Annotated in this window: 13 protein-coding genes; 12 read left to right on the top strand and 1 reads right to left on the bottom strand. The window is 59.7% G+C overall.

What is annotated here, in order from left to right; all coding sequences use genetic code 11:
• Nucleotides 1–5: 5 nt before the first annotated feature.
• The 12 genes from queG to guaA all read left to right on the top strand — a co-directional run bounded on the left by queG (nt 6) and on the right by guaA (nt 12,924).
• Nucleotides 6–1,178, top strand: coding sequence for a tRNA epoxyqueuosine(34) reductase QueG (queG, locus tag G6L01_RS17770; protein ID WP_070163827.1), 1,173 nt, complete (start codon nt 6–8; stop codon nt 1,176–1,178).
• The gene (locus G6L01_RS17765; RefSeq protein WP_070163829.1) at nt 1,175–2,047 is read left to right on the top strand and encodes an SDR family oxidoreductase; all 873 of its coding nucleotides are present in this window, start codon (nt 1,175–1,177) and stop codon (nt 2,045–2,047) included. The genes queG and G6L01_RS17765 overlap by 4 nt, the downstream gene beginning before the upstream one ends.
• Nucleotides 2,048–2,420: 373 nt before the next feature.
• Entirely contained in the window at nt 2,421–2,756 is a 336-nt protein-coding gene (locus G6L01_RS17760; RefSeq protein ID WP_409050036.1) for a septal ring lytic transglycosylase RlpA family protein, read from the top strand.
• A gap of 310 nt (nt 2,757–3,066) precedes the next feature.
• Nucleotides 3,067–4,353, top strand: a complete 1,287-nt coding sequence (locus tag G6L01_RS17755; RefSeq protein WP_070163832.1) for an RsmB/NOP family class I SAM-dependent RNA methyltransferase — start codon at nt 3,067–3,069, stop codon at nt 4,351–4,353.
• A gap of 130 nt (nt 4,354–4,483) precedes the next feature.
• Nucleotides 4,484–5,761: an imelysin family protein gene (locus tag G6L01_RS17750; protein WP_070163833.1), complete on the top strand. Its 1,278-nt coding sequence runs from the start codon at nt 4,484–4,486 to the stop codon at nt 5,759–5,761.
• 59 nt (nt 5,762–5,820) lie between these two features.
• Nucleotides 5,821–7,365: a di-heme oxidoreductase family protein gene (locus tag G6L01_RS17745; RefSeq protein WP_420359827.1), complete on the top strand. Its 1,545-nt coding sequence runs from the start codon at nt 5,821–5,823 to the stop codon at nt 7,363–7,365.
• A complete protein-coding gene (locus G6L01_RS17740; RefSeq protein ID WP_070163836.1) occupies nt 7,365–8,489 on the top strand; it encodes an imelysin family protein in 1,125 nt (374 codons plus the stop codon). The genes G6L01_RS17745 and G6L01_RS17740 overlap by 1 nt, the downstream gene beginning before the upstream one ends.
• A 5-nt stretch (nt 8,490–8,494) precedes the next feature.
• Nucleotides 8,495–9,565, top strand: coding sequence for a DUF1513 domain-containing protein (locus tag G6L01_RS17735; RefSeq protein WP_070163838.1), 1,071 nt, complete (start codon nt 8,495–8,497; stop codon nt 9,563–9,565).
• A gap of 51 nt (nt 9,566–9,616) precedes the next feature.
• Nucleotides 9,617–10,081, top strand: a complete 465-nt coding sequence (locus tag G6L01_RS17730) for a TspO/MBR family protein (RefSeq protein WP_070163839.1) — start codon at nt 9,617–9,619, stop codon at nt 10,079–10,081.
• 123 nt (nt 10,082–10,204) lie between these two features.
• A complete protein-coding gene (locus tag G6L01_RS17725; RefSeq protein ID WP_070163841.1) occupies nt 10,205–10,642 on the top strand; it encodes a PaaI family thioesterase in 438 nt (145 codons plus the stop codon).
• Nucleotides 10,639–11,277: a 5'-methylthioadenosine/S-adenosylhomocysteine nucleosidase gene (locus G6L01_RS17720; protein ID WP_070163843.1), complete on the top strand. Its 639-nt coding sequence runs from the start codon at nt 10,639–10,641 to the stop codon at nt 11,275–11,277. Before G6L01_RS17725 ends, G6L01_RS17720 begins: the two co-directional genes overlap by 4 nt.
• 84 nt (nt 11,278–11,361) lie before the next feature.
• Nucleotides 11,362–12,924 carry a glutamine-hydrolyzing GMP synthase gene (gene guaA, locus G6L01_RS17715; protein WP_012654745.1) on the top strand — a complete coding sequence of 521 codons (1,563 nt, stop codon included), beginning with the start codon at nt 11,362–11,364 and terminating at the stop codon, nt 12,922–12,924.
• A 114-nt stretch (nt 12,925–13,038) separates the two neighbouring features.
• Here guaA and G6L01_RS17710 read toward each other — a convergent pair whose 3' ends face one another.
• Complete coding sequence (locus tag G6L01_RS17710; protein ID WP_070163922.1) at nt 13,039–13,950, bottom strand: LysR family transcriptional regulator; 912 nt, start codon at nt 13,948–13,950, stop codon at nt 13,039–13,041.
• Nucleotides 13,951–14,018 lie beyond the last annotated feature (68 nt).

Raw genomic sequence — 14,018 nt, 5'->3', positions numbered from 1 at the left:
AAACCATGGCAAAGGAAGGCAGCCCGGAGCGGACGGCAGAAAAGGCCAGGGCGCGGGCCGCAAAGCTTTCCGCCTTCATCCGCCAGGAAGCAGCCGACAAGGGTTTCGACCTCTGTCGGATCACCGGGCCGGAGAGCATTCCCCAGGCCCCTGCCCGGTTGCTGGAGTTCGTGGACGCTGGCTATCACGGCACCATGGCCTGGATGGAGGAGACGCGCGACCGGCGCGGCGATCCGAAAGTGCTGTGGCCGCAGGTCCGCTCCATCGTGATGTTCGGCCTGAATTATGGCCCTGAGACCGATCCGCGCGCTCTACAGGCGCAACCCGACAAGGCGGCGATTTCCGTCTACGCCCGCAACCGTGACTATCACGACATCATCAAGGGCAAGCTGAAGGAGATCGCCACGCGCTTTGCCGCCCGGGCTGGTGAGGATGTGAAAGTCTTCGTCGATACAGCGCCTGTCATGGAAAAGCCGCTGGCCGCCGCCGCCGGGCTTGGCTGGCAGGGCAAGCATACCAATCTGGTCAGCCGCGAATACGGCTCCTGGCTGTTTCTCGGCAGCCTGTTCACCACAGCCGAACTGCAACTGGATGCAGCGGAGCGTGACCATTGCGGCTCCTGCCGCGCCTGTCTCGACGCCTGCCCGACATCGGCCTTTCCGGCCCCGTACCAGATCGATGCCCGCCGCTGCATCTCTTATCTCACTATCGAGCATAAGGGCGTGATCGACCGTAATCTGCGCCCAGCCTTCGGCAACCGGATCTATGGTTGCGACGACTGTCTGGCCGCCTGTCCCTGGAACAAGTTTGCGGCGCAGGCCCGCGAGATCAAGCTCCAGGCGCGCGAAGACCTGACGGCACCGGACATCGCTTTCTTTCTGACCCTTGACGATCCGGGCTTCCGCAGCCATTTCAGTGGCTCGCCGGTCAAGCGGATCGGACGCGACAGGTTTGTGCGCAATGTGCTGATCGCTGCTGGCAATTCGGGACTGTCAACGCTGATCACCCCCTGCCTGGACCTGCTCGCCGATGCCTCACCGGATGTGCGTGGCATGGCCGTCTGGGCGCTGTCGCGCCTGATGGAGCCGCAAGCCTTTGGCGCTCTCGCACACTCTATAGAGAATGAGCCCGATAGCGATGTCAGGGCGGAATGGATAGCAGCCGGAGTGACCCCATGAGACTGATGATTTTTGGTGCCGGATATTCCGGCAAGGCGATTGGCCAGTACTTTATCCAGCAGGGCATTCCCGTCAGTGGCACAACGCGCTCATCGGCCAAGGCCAAGGCTTTGAGCGATCTCGGCATCGAAACACTGGTGTTCGATGGGCAGCATCTTTCAGATGAGATCATCCAGGCCATGGCCTGCGCCACCCATGTCGTCCAATCGATTGCTCCGGGCAGCGACGGCGACCCACTGCTGCGGCTGACGGAGGGCCAGTTCAAGACATGGATGCCGCAAGTGCAATGGCTGGCCTATCTGTCGACCGTCGGCGTCTATGGCGACCATCAGGGCGCCTGGGTGGATGAAGACACGGTCTGCAAACCAGTCTCGGTACGCTCCGTGGAGAGAGTGGAAGCAGAACAGGCCTGGGACAGGGCAGCGCTTGCAGCAGGTGTGCCGCTCTCGACACTGCGGCTCTCAGGCATTTACGGACCGGGTCGCAATGGTCTTGTCAATCTGGCCGAAGGCACTGCGCGGCGTCTGGTGAAAAAGGATCAGGTGTTCAACCGTATTCGCGTCGAAGATATTGCCACCGCGACATGGCTTCTGGCCGGGCAAAACGAGCATGGGATCTTCAATATCACCGACCACGAACCCGCCCCGCCGCAGGATGTAGTGGCAGAGGCTGCCCGGTTGATGGGGGTCGAGCCGCCGCCGGAACAGGCCTTCGAGACAGCGGAACTGTCGCCGATGGCGCGATCCTTTTACGGCGAGAACAAGCGGGTGATGAACGCCAAAATCAGGGCGCTGGGCTTTGCCTTTGCCTATCCCGACTACCGGGTTTCACTCCACCAACTCTGGTCTTCCGGCAGCTGGCGAGGATAAATCAGCACATTCATTTCTGAATGACCCGCTATTTCGCTCAAAAATTGCGCCAATTTCGCCATATTCCAGTGACTGCCCCAGCATTTGGAGCGTATTTTTTCGATACAACGGAAAAATATTTCGTGATCGATTAGAATTTCCATAGCGCGCAATATTTTTGCGTTTTTAGGCTGTTTTTAAACAGTTTTTCTAAATTCCTTCCAAAACGTTAATCTGACCCTATCATCACAAATATATCTTAACGTAACATTCCGTGATCGACTAAGGCACTTTTTTGCCATTTTTGCCTACCTTTAAGCCTCCCTACGCAAATTTCATCTCAGAAATAGCAAAGGGAAACGAAAACTTGGTGCCTTTAAGTCGGTCAGTCCTCATCGCAGCAGCTATTACCTCTTTTGTTGCTTTCAGCCCTATCCAGGCCTTTGCAGCAAATGGCTGCGGTGGCGCTTCCTGGTATGCCCTATACTCGCGCACTGCTTCCGGCGAACGCATGAACCCCACCACATTGACCGCCGCTCACAAGTGGCTGCCCTTCGGCTCCAAGGTAAAGGTCACCAACCGCAACAATGGCAAGACGGTCGTGGTGCGGATCAATGATCGCGGTCCATTCATCAAGGGCCGGGTTCTGGATCTCTCAAAAGCAGCAGCAGCCGATATCGGCATGGTCGGCAGCGGCACCGCCAAGGTCTGCTACGAGTTGATCGGCTAGGTTTGTCGATATTCAGGCCTGGTCGGGCTGCAAACGGCAATTTTCTGCGCTTCCGGTGCTCATGTACTCAAGTACACTGCGCTCCGGTTCTCGAAAATCACCGTTTTCGCCACACCCAGACCTAAATCTCAACAAACCCTGAGCATGGCAGATGACTTTAAACACCCGCAAAGGTGCTCTGTTATCCTGATGCTTATTGCTTCCATCGAAAATCTGCCCCCACTTTTTGATGGGATACAGTAACGCAGCTTGCCCCAACGGCATTTCATCGCTACCACGCAAGGTCTGATGGATCACCAAGGAGAAGACCATGCGTTTGGGCGGAAGGCTAGCCGGGGCAATAGAAGTTCTGAGCGATATCGAGACACGCCGCAGGCCAGTGGCCGATGCCCTGAAGGATTGGGGCCTGGCGCATCGCTTTGCCGGATCAGGTGACCGCGCCGCCATCGGCAATATCGTCTATGATGCCTTGCGCATGAAGCTCTCCCACGCCTACATCATGGATGACGACAGCCCCGCAGCACTCGGCTATGCCGTATTGTTACGGCAATGGGGGATGGCACCCGAAAGTCTTGCCGCGGACCTTGATGGCGACAGTTTTGCCCCGGTTCCCTTGACGCAGGCTCAGACGGCGGCCTTTTCCAGCCGCACGCTGGAGGACGCACCGCAGTTTATCCAAGGCGATATTCCAGAATGGGTGGTTCCATCCTTCGAAGCTGTGTTTGGCGAAAACTGGCTGCGCGAGGCACAGGCGCTCGCCGTGCGCCCCAGCCTCGATCTGCGCGCCAACACGCTGAAGGCCAATCGGGACAAGGTCCTCAAGGCGCTATCCCATACGCAGGCCAGGCCTGCCACTATTTCTCCCATCGGCATCCGCATCGAACCGGGCGAAGGCCCGTCGCGCCTGCCGAATGTCACCGCCGAGCTTGGCTTCCAGAAAGGCTGGTTCGAGGTTCAGGACGAGGGGTCGCAGATCGTCTCGGCGCTGGTCGAACCGTCAGAAGGCCACCAGGTACTGGATTTCTGCGCAGGCGGCGGTGGCAAGACGCTGGCGATGGCAGCCGCCATGGGCAACAAGGGCCAGGTGCATGCCTATGATAGCGACCGCAAGCGGCTGGCGCCGATCATCGAGCGGCTGAAACGCGCAGGCACCCATAATATCCAGGTCCATGACCGGGTTGCCGCCCTGCAGTCTTTGGCCGGTCGGTTCGACAAGGTGCTGGTCGACGCTCCCTGCACCGGCACCGGCACCTGGCGCCGCAGGCCCGACACCAAATGGCGGCTGACTGACCGCAATTTGCAGGAGCGGATCGAACAGCAGAGCCAAGCCCTTGCCGAAGCCGCCACCTATGTCCGGTCCGGCGGCGAGTTAATCTACGTCACCTGCTCGGTGCTGCCAGAGGAAAACGACCGGCAGATCGAAGCCTTTACCGCCGCCCATCCGCAATTTTCACCGTTGCCGATGCTCGAGCGTTGGACGGCGCTGTTTGGCGCATCTGTCGCCAAGCCCACCTCTGCCAATGGCAAAAGCCTGACCTTAAGCCCTGCCGCAACCGATACGGACGGGTTTTTCTTCTGCCGGATGGTCAAGGCTTGAAATCAGGATGCGCCCTAAATATTGAGGGCTATTCCTGATTGTTTGACACTAGTTTAATTTTGTTCCATGACATGCCCACAGACCACATCCACAGTTCATAAGCGGCGCCAAAGGCGCCAGAGGAGAGGGCATGTCTCGACCATTCATGATCGGCGCCGGACTGGCGCTTTTCATCGCTTCGACCAGCTTTGCTGCCCCGGCAGCAAAAGCGCCGGAAGCAGATGCAGTGCTGAAGCATTATGCAGAGCTGGCAGAGGCGAAATACCAGGATTCGCTCACCACAGCCAAGACGCTGGATGCTGCCGTTGACGCGCTGCTTGCCAAGCCCAGCAAATCGACGCTCAACAAGGCTCGCTCCGCCTGGATCAAGGCTCGCGTGCCCTATCAGCAGTCGGAAGTCTATCGCTTCGGCAACAAGATCGTTGATGACTGGGAAGGCAAGGTCAATGCCTGGCCGCTGGACGAAGGCCTGATCGACTATGTCGATAAATCCTACGGCACGGAAAGCGATACGAATGCGCTGTACACCGCCAATGTGATTGCCAATACCAAGATCAAGATCAACGGCGAAGAGGTGGATGCCACCAATCTGACACCGGATTTCCTGGCCAACAAGCTCCAGGAAGCCGGTGGCGTCGAGGCCAATGTGGCAACCGGCTACCATGCCATCGAATTTCTGCTCTGGGGACAGGATTTGAACGGCACCGGCCCAGGCGCTGGCAACCGTCCCTTTACCGATTACGACTTGAAGAATTGCACCGGCGGCCATTGCGACCGGCGCGCCCAATATCTGAAGTCGGCTTCGACCCTGCTGGTCTCCGACCTTCAGGAAATGGTCGATGCCTGGAAGCCGGAAGGCGAAGCAACCAAGACCTTGCTGGCCGATCCAACCTCCGGCCTCAAAGCTATTTTGACCGGCATGGGCTCGCTGTCCTACGGCGAACTGGCTGGCGAGCGAATGAAGCTCGGCCTGCTGCTGCACGATCCGGAAGAAGAGCATGACTGCTTCTCCGACAACACCCATAATTCGCATTATTACGACGCACTCGGCATCCGCTCGGCCTATACCGGCAAATATACCCGCGTCGATGGCACCAAGATGACTGGTCCGTCCCTGTCGGATCTGGTTGCCGCCAAGGACAAGGCTCTGGACAAGGAAATGAAGTCCAAGCTGAACACCACCATGAAGGCGATGACCGCTCTCGTGAAGCGTGCCAAGACCGTCGAGCACTATGACCAGATGATTGCCGAGAACAACAAGGAAGGCAATGCCACCGTTCAGGCTGGTATCGACGGCCTGATCGACCAGACCAAGTCGATCCAGCGCGTCGTGGCTGCCCTCGATCTCGGCGAAGTCAAGCTGGAAGGCTCCGACAGCCTCGACAACCCCAGCGCCGTCTTCAAGTAAAATACCATTAAAAACAGATGGCCGCTGCCCACCACCGGGCGGCGGCCATTATCATAGGGATGCCGAACGTGCGGCTGAAGACAGCGACGATAATCCTGCTTGGCGGTGCCCTGCTGATGGGAAGCCTGCTCGAAAGCAGCCTGATAGCAGGCGCCTTTGCAGCGGAGCTGCGCCCGGATCTCACACCGGCCGATCGCATCAAGGTCAATGCCGTTACAGTCCCCACCAACGACTTTTCAAAAGCCGAAGCCTTTGAGGCGATGACGGCGGGCGCTGCGAGTTCTACTGGTCCCGCCGATGCCAAGGCCTTTACCCATCCGCTCGCCACCTTGAGTTTCGAGCAGCAGCAGCAATTTTCACTTGGCGAAGCGCTTTTTCAGAAATTCTGGGTCTCCGCTCCCTCCTCCACCCAGGCCTCGGACGGATTGGGGCCGCTGTTCAACGCCCGCTCCTGCGAAAGCTGTCATCAGCGCGGCGGTCGTGGCCATCCACCCGGACCGGATGGCGATGCCACCTCGATGTTTCTAAGACTGGCTCGACCCGCGCATACCGACGAGGAAAAGGCCGCGATTGCCGCCTTGAAGGCGCTGAATTTTGGCGATGACACCTATGGCCGGCAATTGCAGGACCGCGCCGTACCCGGTCTTGCCGCCGAGGGGCGGCTGGCCGTGACCTATCAACCGAAAACCGTAACGCTTGCCGGCGGTGAAACGGAGACGCTGCGGGTTCCCACCTACAGCATCGACGCGCTCGGTTATGGTCCGCTTGGAGCAGACACCACGCTGTCGCCCCGCATCGCCAATCCGATGATCGGCATGGGCCTGATCGAGGCGATTGCCGACGAGGATATTCTGGCCAATGCCGAGCGGCAGGCGCAAGCGGGCAATAGCGTTTCGGGTACTGTTGCCAAGGTGCGCGACCATCTGAGCGGCGAAATAAAGATCGGACGTTTCGGCTGGAAAGCGGAAAACGCCACGGTCCGCGATCAGGCGGCGAGCGCCTTGGCCGGTGACATCGGCATCTCCTCTCCCGACGATCCGCGTCATGCAGGCGATTGCACGGCAAACCAGCCGCAATGCCTGGCAATGCCGAACGGCGTGCAGGTAAGGCTTGGCCCGGTCGAGGCACCGCCGCCGGTGCTGGATCTGATGACATTCTATAGCGAAACGCTGGCCCCTCCCAAGCGCCGCGACGTGACAAAGCCCCAGGTTCTGGCCGGCAAGGCGTTGTTTTATGCATCCGGTTGCGCCAGCTGCCACCAGCCGAAATATGTGACGCGGCGCAATGCCGCCTACCCGGCCCTTTCCTTCCAGCTGATCTGGCCCTATTCCGATTTCCTGCTGCATGATATGGGTCCCGATCTGTCCGACGGGCAACAGGTCGGCTTGGCCAGCGGCCAGCAATGGCGCACGCCGCCGCTCTGGGGCCTCGGTCTCACAGCCAAAGTGGGCGGTCGCCAGGCCTATCTGCATGACGGGCGCGCCACCTCCCTGCCAGAAGCTATTCTCTGGCACGGCGGCGAGGCGGAAAAAGCCCGCAACGCCTTTGCATCCATGACGCCGGGCGACCGCAAGGCGTTGATTACATTTCTGGAGTCACTCTGATGCCCAATGCTCGATGCCGGATTTTGACCCTCGCCCTGACACTTTCCTTCCTCCCGCTCCAGGCCTTGCCAGTCTTGGCGCAGGACGCCGCCCCCCATGCGACGGCCCTGCAAACCGCCGCAGTTCCAGATGTGATGGCAAAGACCGTGGATGGCTTTATCCGCCCCGGCTATCGCAATTTCCTCGACAAGGCCAAGGCCCTGCATGCCGGGATGAATGCCCTCTGCGCGACCCCTTCCGACCAAACCGTCAAAGCGGCCAAGGATGGCTTTGAGCAGGCCGTGCGCGCCTGGGCGCGGATCGAGATCGTCCGGGTCGGGCCGGTGATCGAGGAAAACCGCTTTGAACACATCCTGTTTTACCCGGACCGCAAGGGGCTGGCGCTGAAGCAGATCCAGGGTGCCATCGCCTCCAATGACGACAGCTTCACCAAGCCGGAAGCCCTGCATGAGAAAAGCGTGGCGATCCAGGGTCTTGGCGCGCTGGAATATGTCCTCTACGGCACCGGCTCCGAGACTTTGAACCAGGCCGACGGCGCGTTCCGCTGCCGCTATGGCGCAGCAATTGCTGGCAATATCGAAAACATGGCCGGTGAATTGTCCAGCCTCTGGGAAGCGCCCGGCGGCATCCAGACCGCCTGGAAACAGCCGGGCCCGGACAATGATGTCTTCCGCACCCCGTCGGAGGCCGTCACCGGCCTGCTCGGCATTCTCGTCCACGGAACCGAAACCGTGCGCGACGAGCGGATCGAAACATTCTTCAAAGGCGCAGGGGGCCGTATCGCGCCCAAGCAGGCGATTTTCTGGCGCTCCGGCCTGACCTTCGTCAGCATGCAGGAAAACCTGAACGGCCTCAAACAGCTTCTCAACGACACCGGCGCTGCAAACCTGTTGCCGGAGGGCAAGCGGAGTGTCATCCCCGCCATCAATACGCTGGCCGACCGGCTGATCCAGACCACCCAATCCATGACGCCGGATATCGAGGCGGCAGTCGGTCAACCAGAAAACCGCAAGAAACTGGTCAGCCTGCTCGATGACAGCCGCAGCATGATCACCGATCTCAGCGACGGACTGGGCGGCGGCGTCGGCCTCAGTGCCGGTTTTTCCTTCGCGGACGGGGATTGATCCCGATGCGCGGCGCGTTGATGGACCGACGACACTTTCTGAAAGCCGCAGGCGCCGTTTATCTGGCCGGGCTGACTGAGGCGCAGGCGCAAGCGCTGACGGCAACCGATGCCGTCTATGCCTCCGCCTTTCGTGGCCAAGATGGATCGTTTGGCGCCGCCTTGCTCAGCGAAGATGGCCGGATCGTTGCGCGCGTCGCCCTGCCAGGCCGCGCCCATGGGCTTGCGGCCAGCGCCAATAAGGTGGCCGCCTTTGCGAGGCGTCCCGGCACATTCATTTTCATCTTCGACCGGCAACAGCAGGTGGCACCCGTGGTCGTCAACGCCCCGGCGGGCCGCCATTTCTACGGCCACGGGCATTTTTCCCCCGATGGCAAGCTGCTCTATGCCAGCGAGAACGATTTCGACAACAATCGCGGCATGATCGGGCTTTACGATGCGACTAACGGGTTTAGCCGGATCGGCGAATTTTCCGCCCATGGCATTGGCACCCATGACATGAGCGTCAGCGATGACGGCAGCTTGCTGATCATCGCCAATGGCGGCATTGAGACCAATCCAGATTTTGGCCGCACCAAGCTCAATCTCGACCATATGCAGCCATCTCTGGTGCTGGCCGATGCCAGGACCGGCGCATTGATTGAAAAACACGCGCTGCCAGACGCCCTGCGCCAGCTTTCCACCCGGCATATCGATCTCGACGCGCGTGGCCGGATCTGGTTTGCCTGCCAGTATGAAGGCCCACGCCGCGACCTGCCGCCACTGGTCGGCCATTTCAGGCGGGGCGAAGCCCTGCACTGGCTCGATCTGCCGCCGGATATCACCCGTGGACTTGCCAATTATGTCGGGGCGATTGCCGTCAACCGTCGCGAGGGACTGGTCGGTATCACCTCACCAAATGGCGGCCTTTCGGTAACACTGGATGCCGATAGCGGCAAGGTGCTGGACACCGCCAGCCTGAGCGAGGCGGCTGGTATCGCGCCTGCGGCCCATGGCTTTGCGACGTCCTCCTATGATGGCCGGTTCCTGGACAGATCAGAGACCGTGAACTGGGACCAGCACATCATTCGCATCTAAGGATCGCTTATCCCCTTCCATCCAGGGCTTGATGCTATAGATAGTCTCGTCATGCGCAGTGCTCTCACCAATCTCATCTTCATGGCCGCCGTCACCGGTATCGGCACAATGATCGGCCTGACCAATCTGCCGGGCGACTGGTATGACGGGCTAGAAAAGCCTTTTTTCAATCCGCCCGGCTGGATCTTCGGGCCAGTCTGGACCGTGCTTTATGTGCTGATCGGCCTTGCAGGCGCTCGGATCTGGCAGCGGATGCGGCAATCGCGGGGCGCATCGCGTGCCATGGCGCTGTGGTTTGGCCAGATGCTGCTGAATTTCCTCTGGTCTCCGGCGTTCTTCGGCGCACACAGCACCGGTCTTGGCCTGATTGTCATCCTGCCGATGCTGGCGCTGATCCTCGCCTTTGTCTGGCAGGTCCGGCGCCTGGACCGGGTGGCGATGCTATGCTTCATCCCCTATTTCGCCTGGGTTTCTTTCGCCACTGTGCTGAACGGCGCGCTTTTCCTGCTGAATTAACCACCGCCGCAAAACCGTCGTGCCCAAAGCCCATCAACAGGCCAAACCCGATCAACAGGCTTGCCGAACCGGTTCTGTCATGCCAAATGGCAGGCAGACGAGAGGGAAAGAGGCGGCAGCCACATGGACGCGGATATCCAGCAACGGATCACGGCAAGCTTTGCACGGCAGGGCGCCATGCAGACCATCGGCGCGGAATTGACCCGCATCAGCCATAAACTGGTGGAAATCGAGCTGGCTTTTCACGACAAGCTCACCCAGCAGCATGGCTTCCTGCATGCAGGCGTGATTTCCGCCGCCCTCGACACAGCTTGCAGCTACGCCGCCTATACGGTGATCGCACCGGAGACCTCGCTGCTGACCATCGAATTCAAGGTCAATATGATGTCGCCCGGGCGCGGCGACCGGTTTCTGTTTCGCGGCGAGATCACCAAGCCCGGCTCCACCATTATCGTCGCCGACGGCCGTGGCTATGCCATCTCCGACGGCCCAGCCAAATTAATTGCCTCGATGACCAGCACACTGATGGTGATGCGGGGCCGTGAGGATATCAGGGAATGACGTTTGATCTGAAATCGGTGTGCAGCAAGTCCATTCTGTTCGTCATGGCCGTCGATGCCGAATATGGCCCGCTCCTGCGCCTGCGCATCCAACCGCTGATGACCGGGGTCGGTCCGGTGGAAAGCGCCATTGTCACCACCAATGCCCTAAGAGACCTCCAGGCAGCAGGAACGCTTCCCGATCTCGTCGTCTCGCTGGGTTCGGCAGGCTCGTCACGGCTGGAACAGACCGCGGTCTACCAGGTCTCCTCAGTCGCTTACCGGGATATGGACGCCTCGCCGCTCGGTTTCGAGAAAGGCCGTACACCCTTCCTCGATCTGCCAGCTACGGTGGACCTGCCGCTGCGCATTCCCGGCGTTGCCGTGGCCAGCCTGTCGACCGGCGGCAATATCGTCTCAGGCCCGGTCTATGACAGTATCTCCGCCGACATGGTCGATATGGAAACCTATGCGGTGCTGCGCGCCTGCCAGACCTTCAACCTGCCGCTGATCGGCCTTCGCGGCATTTCTGATGGCAAGGCGGAACTGAAACATGTCGGCGACTGGACGGAGTATCTTGGTGTCGTTGACCGCAATCTGGCCCAGGCGGTAGACGCGCTGGTCAAGGCGGTGGAATACGGCACCTTCTGGTTCTGATCCGGCCGCGCCGAACAAGAGATTTTTTGCCATGCCGGCATTTCCCGGATTGCCACGGACACTGCTTTTCATTAAAGGCTCGACATGACCCAGACAGCACATCCCGACAGCGTTCTCATCATCGATTTCGGCAGCCAGGTAACGCAGCTGATTGCGCGGCGCGTTCGTGAAACCGGCGTGTATTGCGAAATCGTCCCTTTCCAGTCCTCCGAAGAGGGCTTCGCGCGGTTGAAGCCAAAGGCGGTTATCCTGTCTGGAAGCCCCGCCTCGGCACTGGATGAAGGCAGTCCTCGCGTTCCCCAGGTGATTTTCGACAGCGGCCTGCCGATCTTCGGTATCTGCTATGGCCAGCAAACCATCTGCGCCCAACTGGGTGGCAAGGTGGAAGCCGGACATCACCGCGAATTCGGGCGTGCCTTCCTTGAGATCGAGCAGGATTGCAAGCTGTTCGAAGGCCTCTGGTCGGTTGGCTCACGCCATCAGGTCTGGATGTCGCATGGCGACCGCGTCACCGCGATCCCGCCGGGCTTTCGGGTTCTGGCCACCTCGTCCAATGCGCCCTTCGCGTTCATTGCCGATGAGGCCCGCAAATACTACGCCGTACAGTTCCACCCGGAAGTGGTGCATACGCCTGATGGTGCCAAGCTGATCCAGAATTTCGTCCATAATATCGCTGGCATTACCGGCGACTGGAGCATGTCGGCCTACCGCGCCAAGGCGGTCGAGCAGATCCGTGCCCAGGTCGGTGACAAGCGGGTGATCTGCGCCCTGTCCGGCGGGGTCGATAGTTCGGTCGCAGCTCTGCTGATCCATGAGGCGGTCGGCGACCAGTTGACCTGCATTCTGGTTGACCACGGGTTGATGCGCAAGAACGAGGCGGCAGATGTCGTTGCCATGTTCAAGGAACATTACAATCTCCATCTGATCCATGTCGATGCCATCGACCGCTTCGTCGGCGAGCTGGAAGGCGTGTCCGACCCGGAAACCAAGCGCAAGATCATTGGCCGCCTGTTCATCGAGACCTTCGAGGAAGAAGCCAAGAAGCTCGGCGGCGCAGACTTCCTCGGCCAGGGCACGCTCTATCCTGACGTCATCGAAAGCGTTTCCTTCTCCGGCGGCCCGTCTGTCACCATCAAGAGCCACCACAATGTCGGCGGCCTTCCGGACCGGATGAACATGAAGCTGGTGGAACCGCTGCGTGAATTGTTCAAGGACGAAGTGCGCGTTCTGGGCAAGGAGCTTGGCCTGCCCGACTCGTTCATTGGCCGTCATCCCTTCCCCGGCCCTGGCCTTGCCATCCGCTGCCCGGGCGGCGTCACCCGCGAAAAGCTCGACATCCTGCGCGAAGCAGACGCCATCTATTTGGACGAAATCCGCAAGGCTGGCCTTTACGATGCTATCTGGCAGGCCTTCGCCGTGCTGCTGCCGGTCCAGACCGTCGGCGTGATGGGCGATGGCCGTACCTATGAATTCGTCTGCGCGCTGCGCGCCGTCACCTCCGTCGATGGCATGACCGCTGACTTCTACCACTATGACATGGAGTTCCTAGGCCGCGCCGCCACCCGCATCATCAACGAAGTCCGCGGCATCAACCGTGTCGTCTATGACGTGACATCCAAGCCGCCCGGCACGATCGAGTGGGAATGATGTAAATCCGGGACGGGATCAGTTTCCGTCCCCTTTTGCCCAGATCCTTGGCGCTCTCGCATCGTCAGAGCATTGAGAAGAAAATCGCAAACGGCACGTTGTTCTCAGTTTTAGTCACTGCATCGCACCGAAAACCGGTTCCCACTTTTCGGTGCGATGCTCTAGCAATTCAGCCAGCAATGTGTTTGGAAACCGCCGCTTCTGAATTATAGCGTAAAAGCTCTCCGTCACTTCGGGAATACGGCAATGCTCAATGAGCAAGCCAGTCTCCAGTTCGTCGCGCACGACAATGGGTGGCACCAGTGTGACACCTTCACGCTCGCGTGCCAAAAGGCGAAGCATCGCCATATCGTCCACCTCGGCAAGAATGACCGGTCTGATGCCAGCCATTTCGAGAATCCGGTCGAAGGCCACGCGGATATCACTGTCGAGGCTGGGCAGCAGCAATGGCTCGGTGCTCAGATCGTGGGGGAATGTGAAACTCTGCCCACCAAGCCGGGGGCGACCGACCAGGCTGACCGGTTGCTCGTTCAGCAGATGATTGCGCAGCAGTGAGCGTGCATCACGCGGGGCAGCGCTATTTGCCAGCACCACATCGACGGCATGGGCTTCGAGTTGCGCCAGAAGATCGCGCATATTGCCGGACCGCACGATCAGTTCCACGTCGGAGCGACCGACCAGCGGGCGCAGGAATTCCAGCTGGAAGTTGCGCGACAGCGTCGTCAGCGCCCCGACCCGCAGCACTTGGCGGCTGGAGGTGGGGCGGCCACTGAGCGTGCTCATCAATTCGTCACCGGCCTTGAACACCGTATCTGCATAATCGAGCGCGATCTGCCCAGCCTCTGTCAGCACAAGCTTCTTGCCGACACGCTCGAACAGCGCATGCCCCATCTGATGTTCAAGTTTCTGGATCTGAACCGAGAGTGCCGATTGCGACAGGTTCATGTGTTGAGCGGCACGTGTCAGGCTGCCTTCATGCGCGACCGCCCAGAAATAGCGCAGATGATTGAAATTAAGATCTCTCATATCGTTCTTTTAAAACGAACGATATCGACAAAACAATGAATTTTTCTTGGGAACAGGTCTTGGATAGT

Source organism: Agrobacterium vitis (assembly GCF_013337045.2).
GTDB classification, from domain to species: domain Bacteria; phylum Pseudomonadota; class Alphaproteobacteria; order Rhizobiales; family Rhizobiaceae; genus Allorhizobium; species Allorhizobium vitis_B.
This window is presented reverse-complemented; position numbering and strand designations above follow the sequence as displayed.

Bases quoted from the DNA above. Each gene is read 5' to 3' on its own strand.
- G6L01_RS17730 (WP_070163839.1), top strand. From the start codon at position 9,617: ATGCGCAGTGCTCTCACCAATCTCATCTTCATGGCCGCCGTCACCGGT.
- G6L01_RS17750 (WP_070163833.1), top strand. From the start codon at position 4,484: ATGTCTCGACCATTCATGATCGGCGCCGGACTGGCGCTTTTCATCGCT.
- queG (WP_070163827.1), top strand. From the start codon at position 6: ATGGCAAAGGAAGGCAGCCCGGAGCGGACGGCAGAAAAGGCCAGGGCG.
- G6L01_RS17740 (WP_070163836.1), top strand. From the start codon at position 7,365: ATGCCCAATGCTCGATGCCGGATTTTGACCCTCGCCCTGACACTTTCC.
- G6L01_RS17765 (WP_070163829.1), top strand. From the start codon at position 1,175: ATGAGACTGATGATTTTTGGTGCCGGATATTCCGGCAAGGCGATTGGC.
- G6L01_RS17745 (WP_420359827.1), top strand. From the start codon at position 5,821: ATGCCGAACGTGCGGCTGAAGACAGCGACGATAATCCTGCTTGGCGGT.
- guaA (WP_012654745.1), top strand. From the start codon at position 11,362: ATGACCCAGACAGCACATCCCGACAGCGTTCTCATCATCGATTTCGGC.
- G6L01_RS17755 (WP_070163832.1), top strand. From the start codon at position 3,067: ATGCGTTTGGGCGGAAGGCTAGCCGGGGCAATAGAAGTTCTGAGCGAT.
- G6L01_RS17735 (WP_070163838.1), top strand. From the start codon at position 8,495: ATGCGCGGCGCGTTGATGGACCGACGACACTTTCTGAAAGCCGCAGGC.
- G6L01_RS17710 (WP_070163922.1), bottom strand. From the start codon at position 13,950: ATGAGAGATCTTAATTTCAATCATCTGCGCTATTTCTGGGCGGTCGCG.
- G6L01_RS17720 (WP_070163843.1), top strand. From the start codon at position 10,639: ATGACGTTTGATCTGAAATCGGTGTGCAGCAAGTCCATTCTGTTCGTC.
- G6L01_RS17725 (WP_070163841.1), top strand. From the start codon at position 10,205: ATGGACGCGGATATCCAGCAACGGATCACGGCAAGCTTTGCACGGCAG.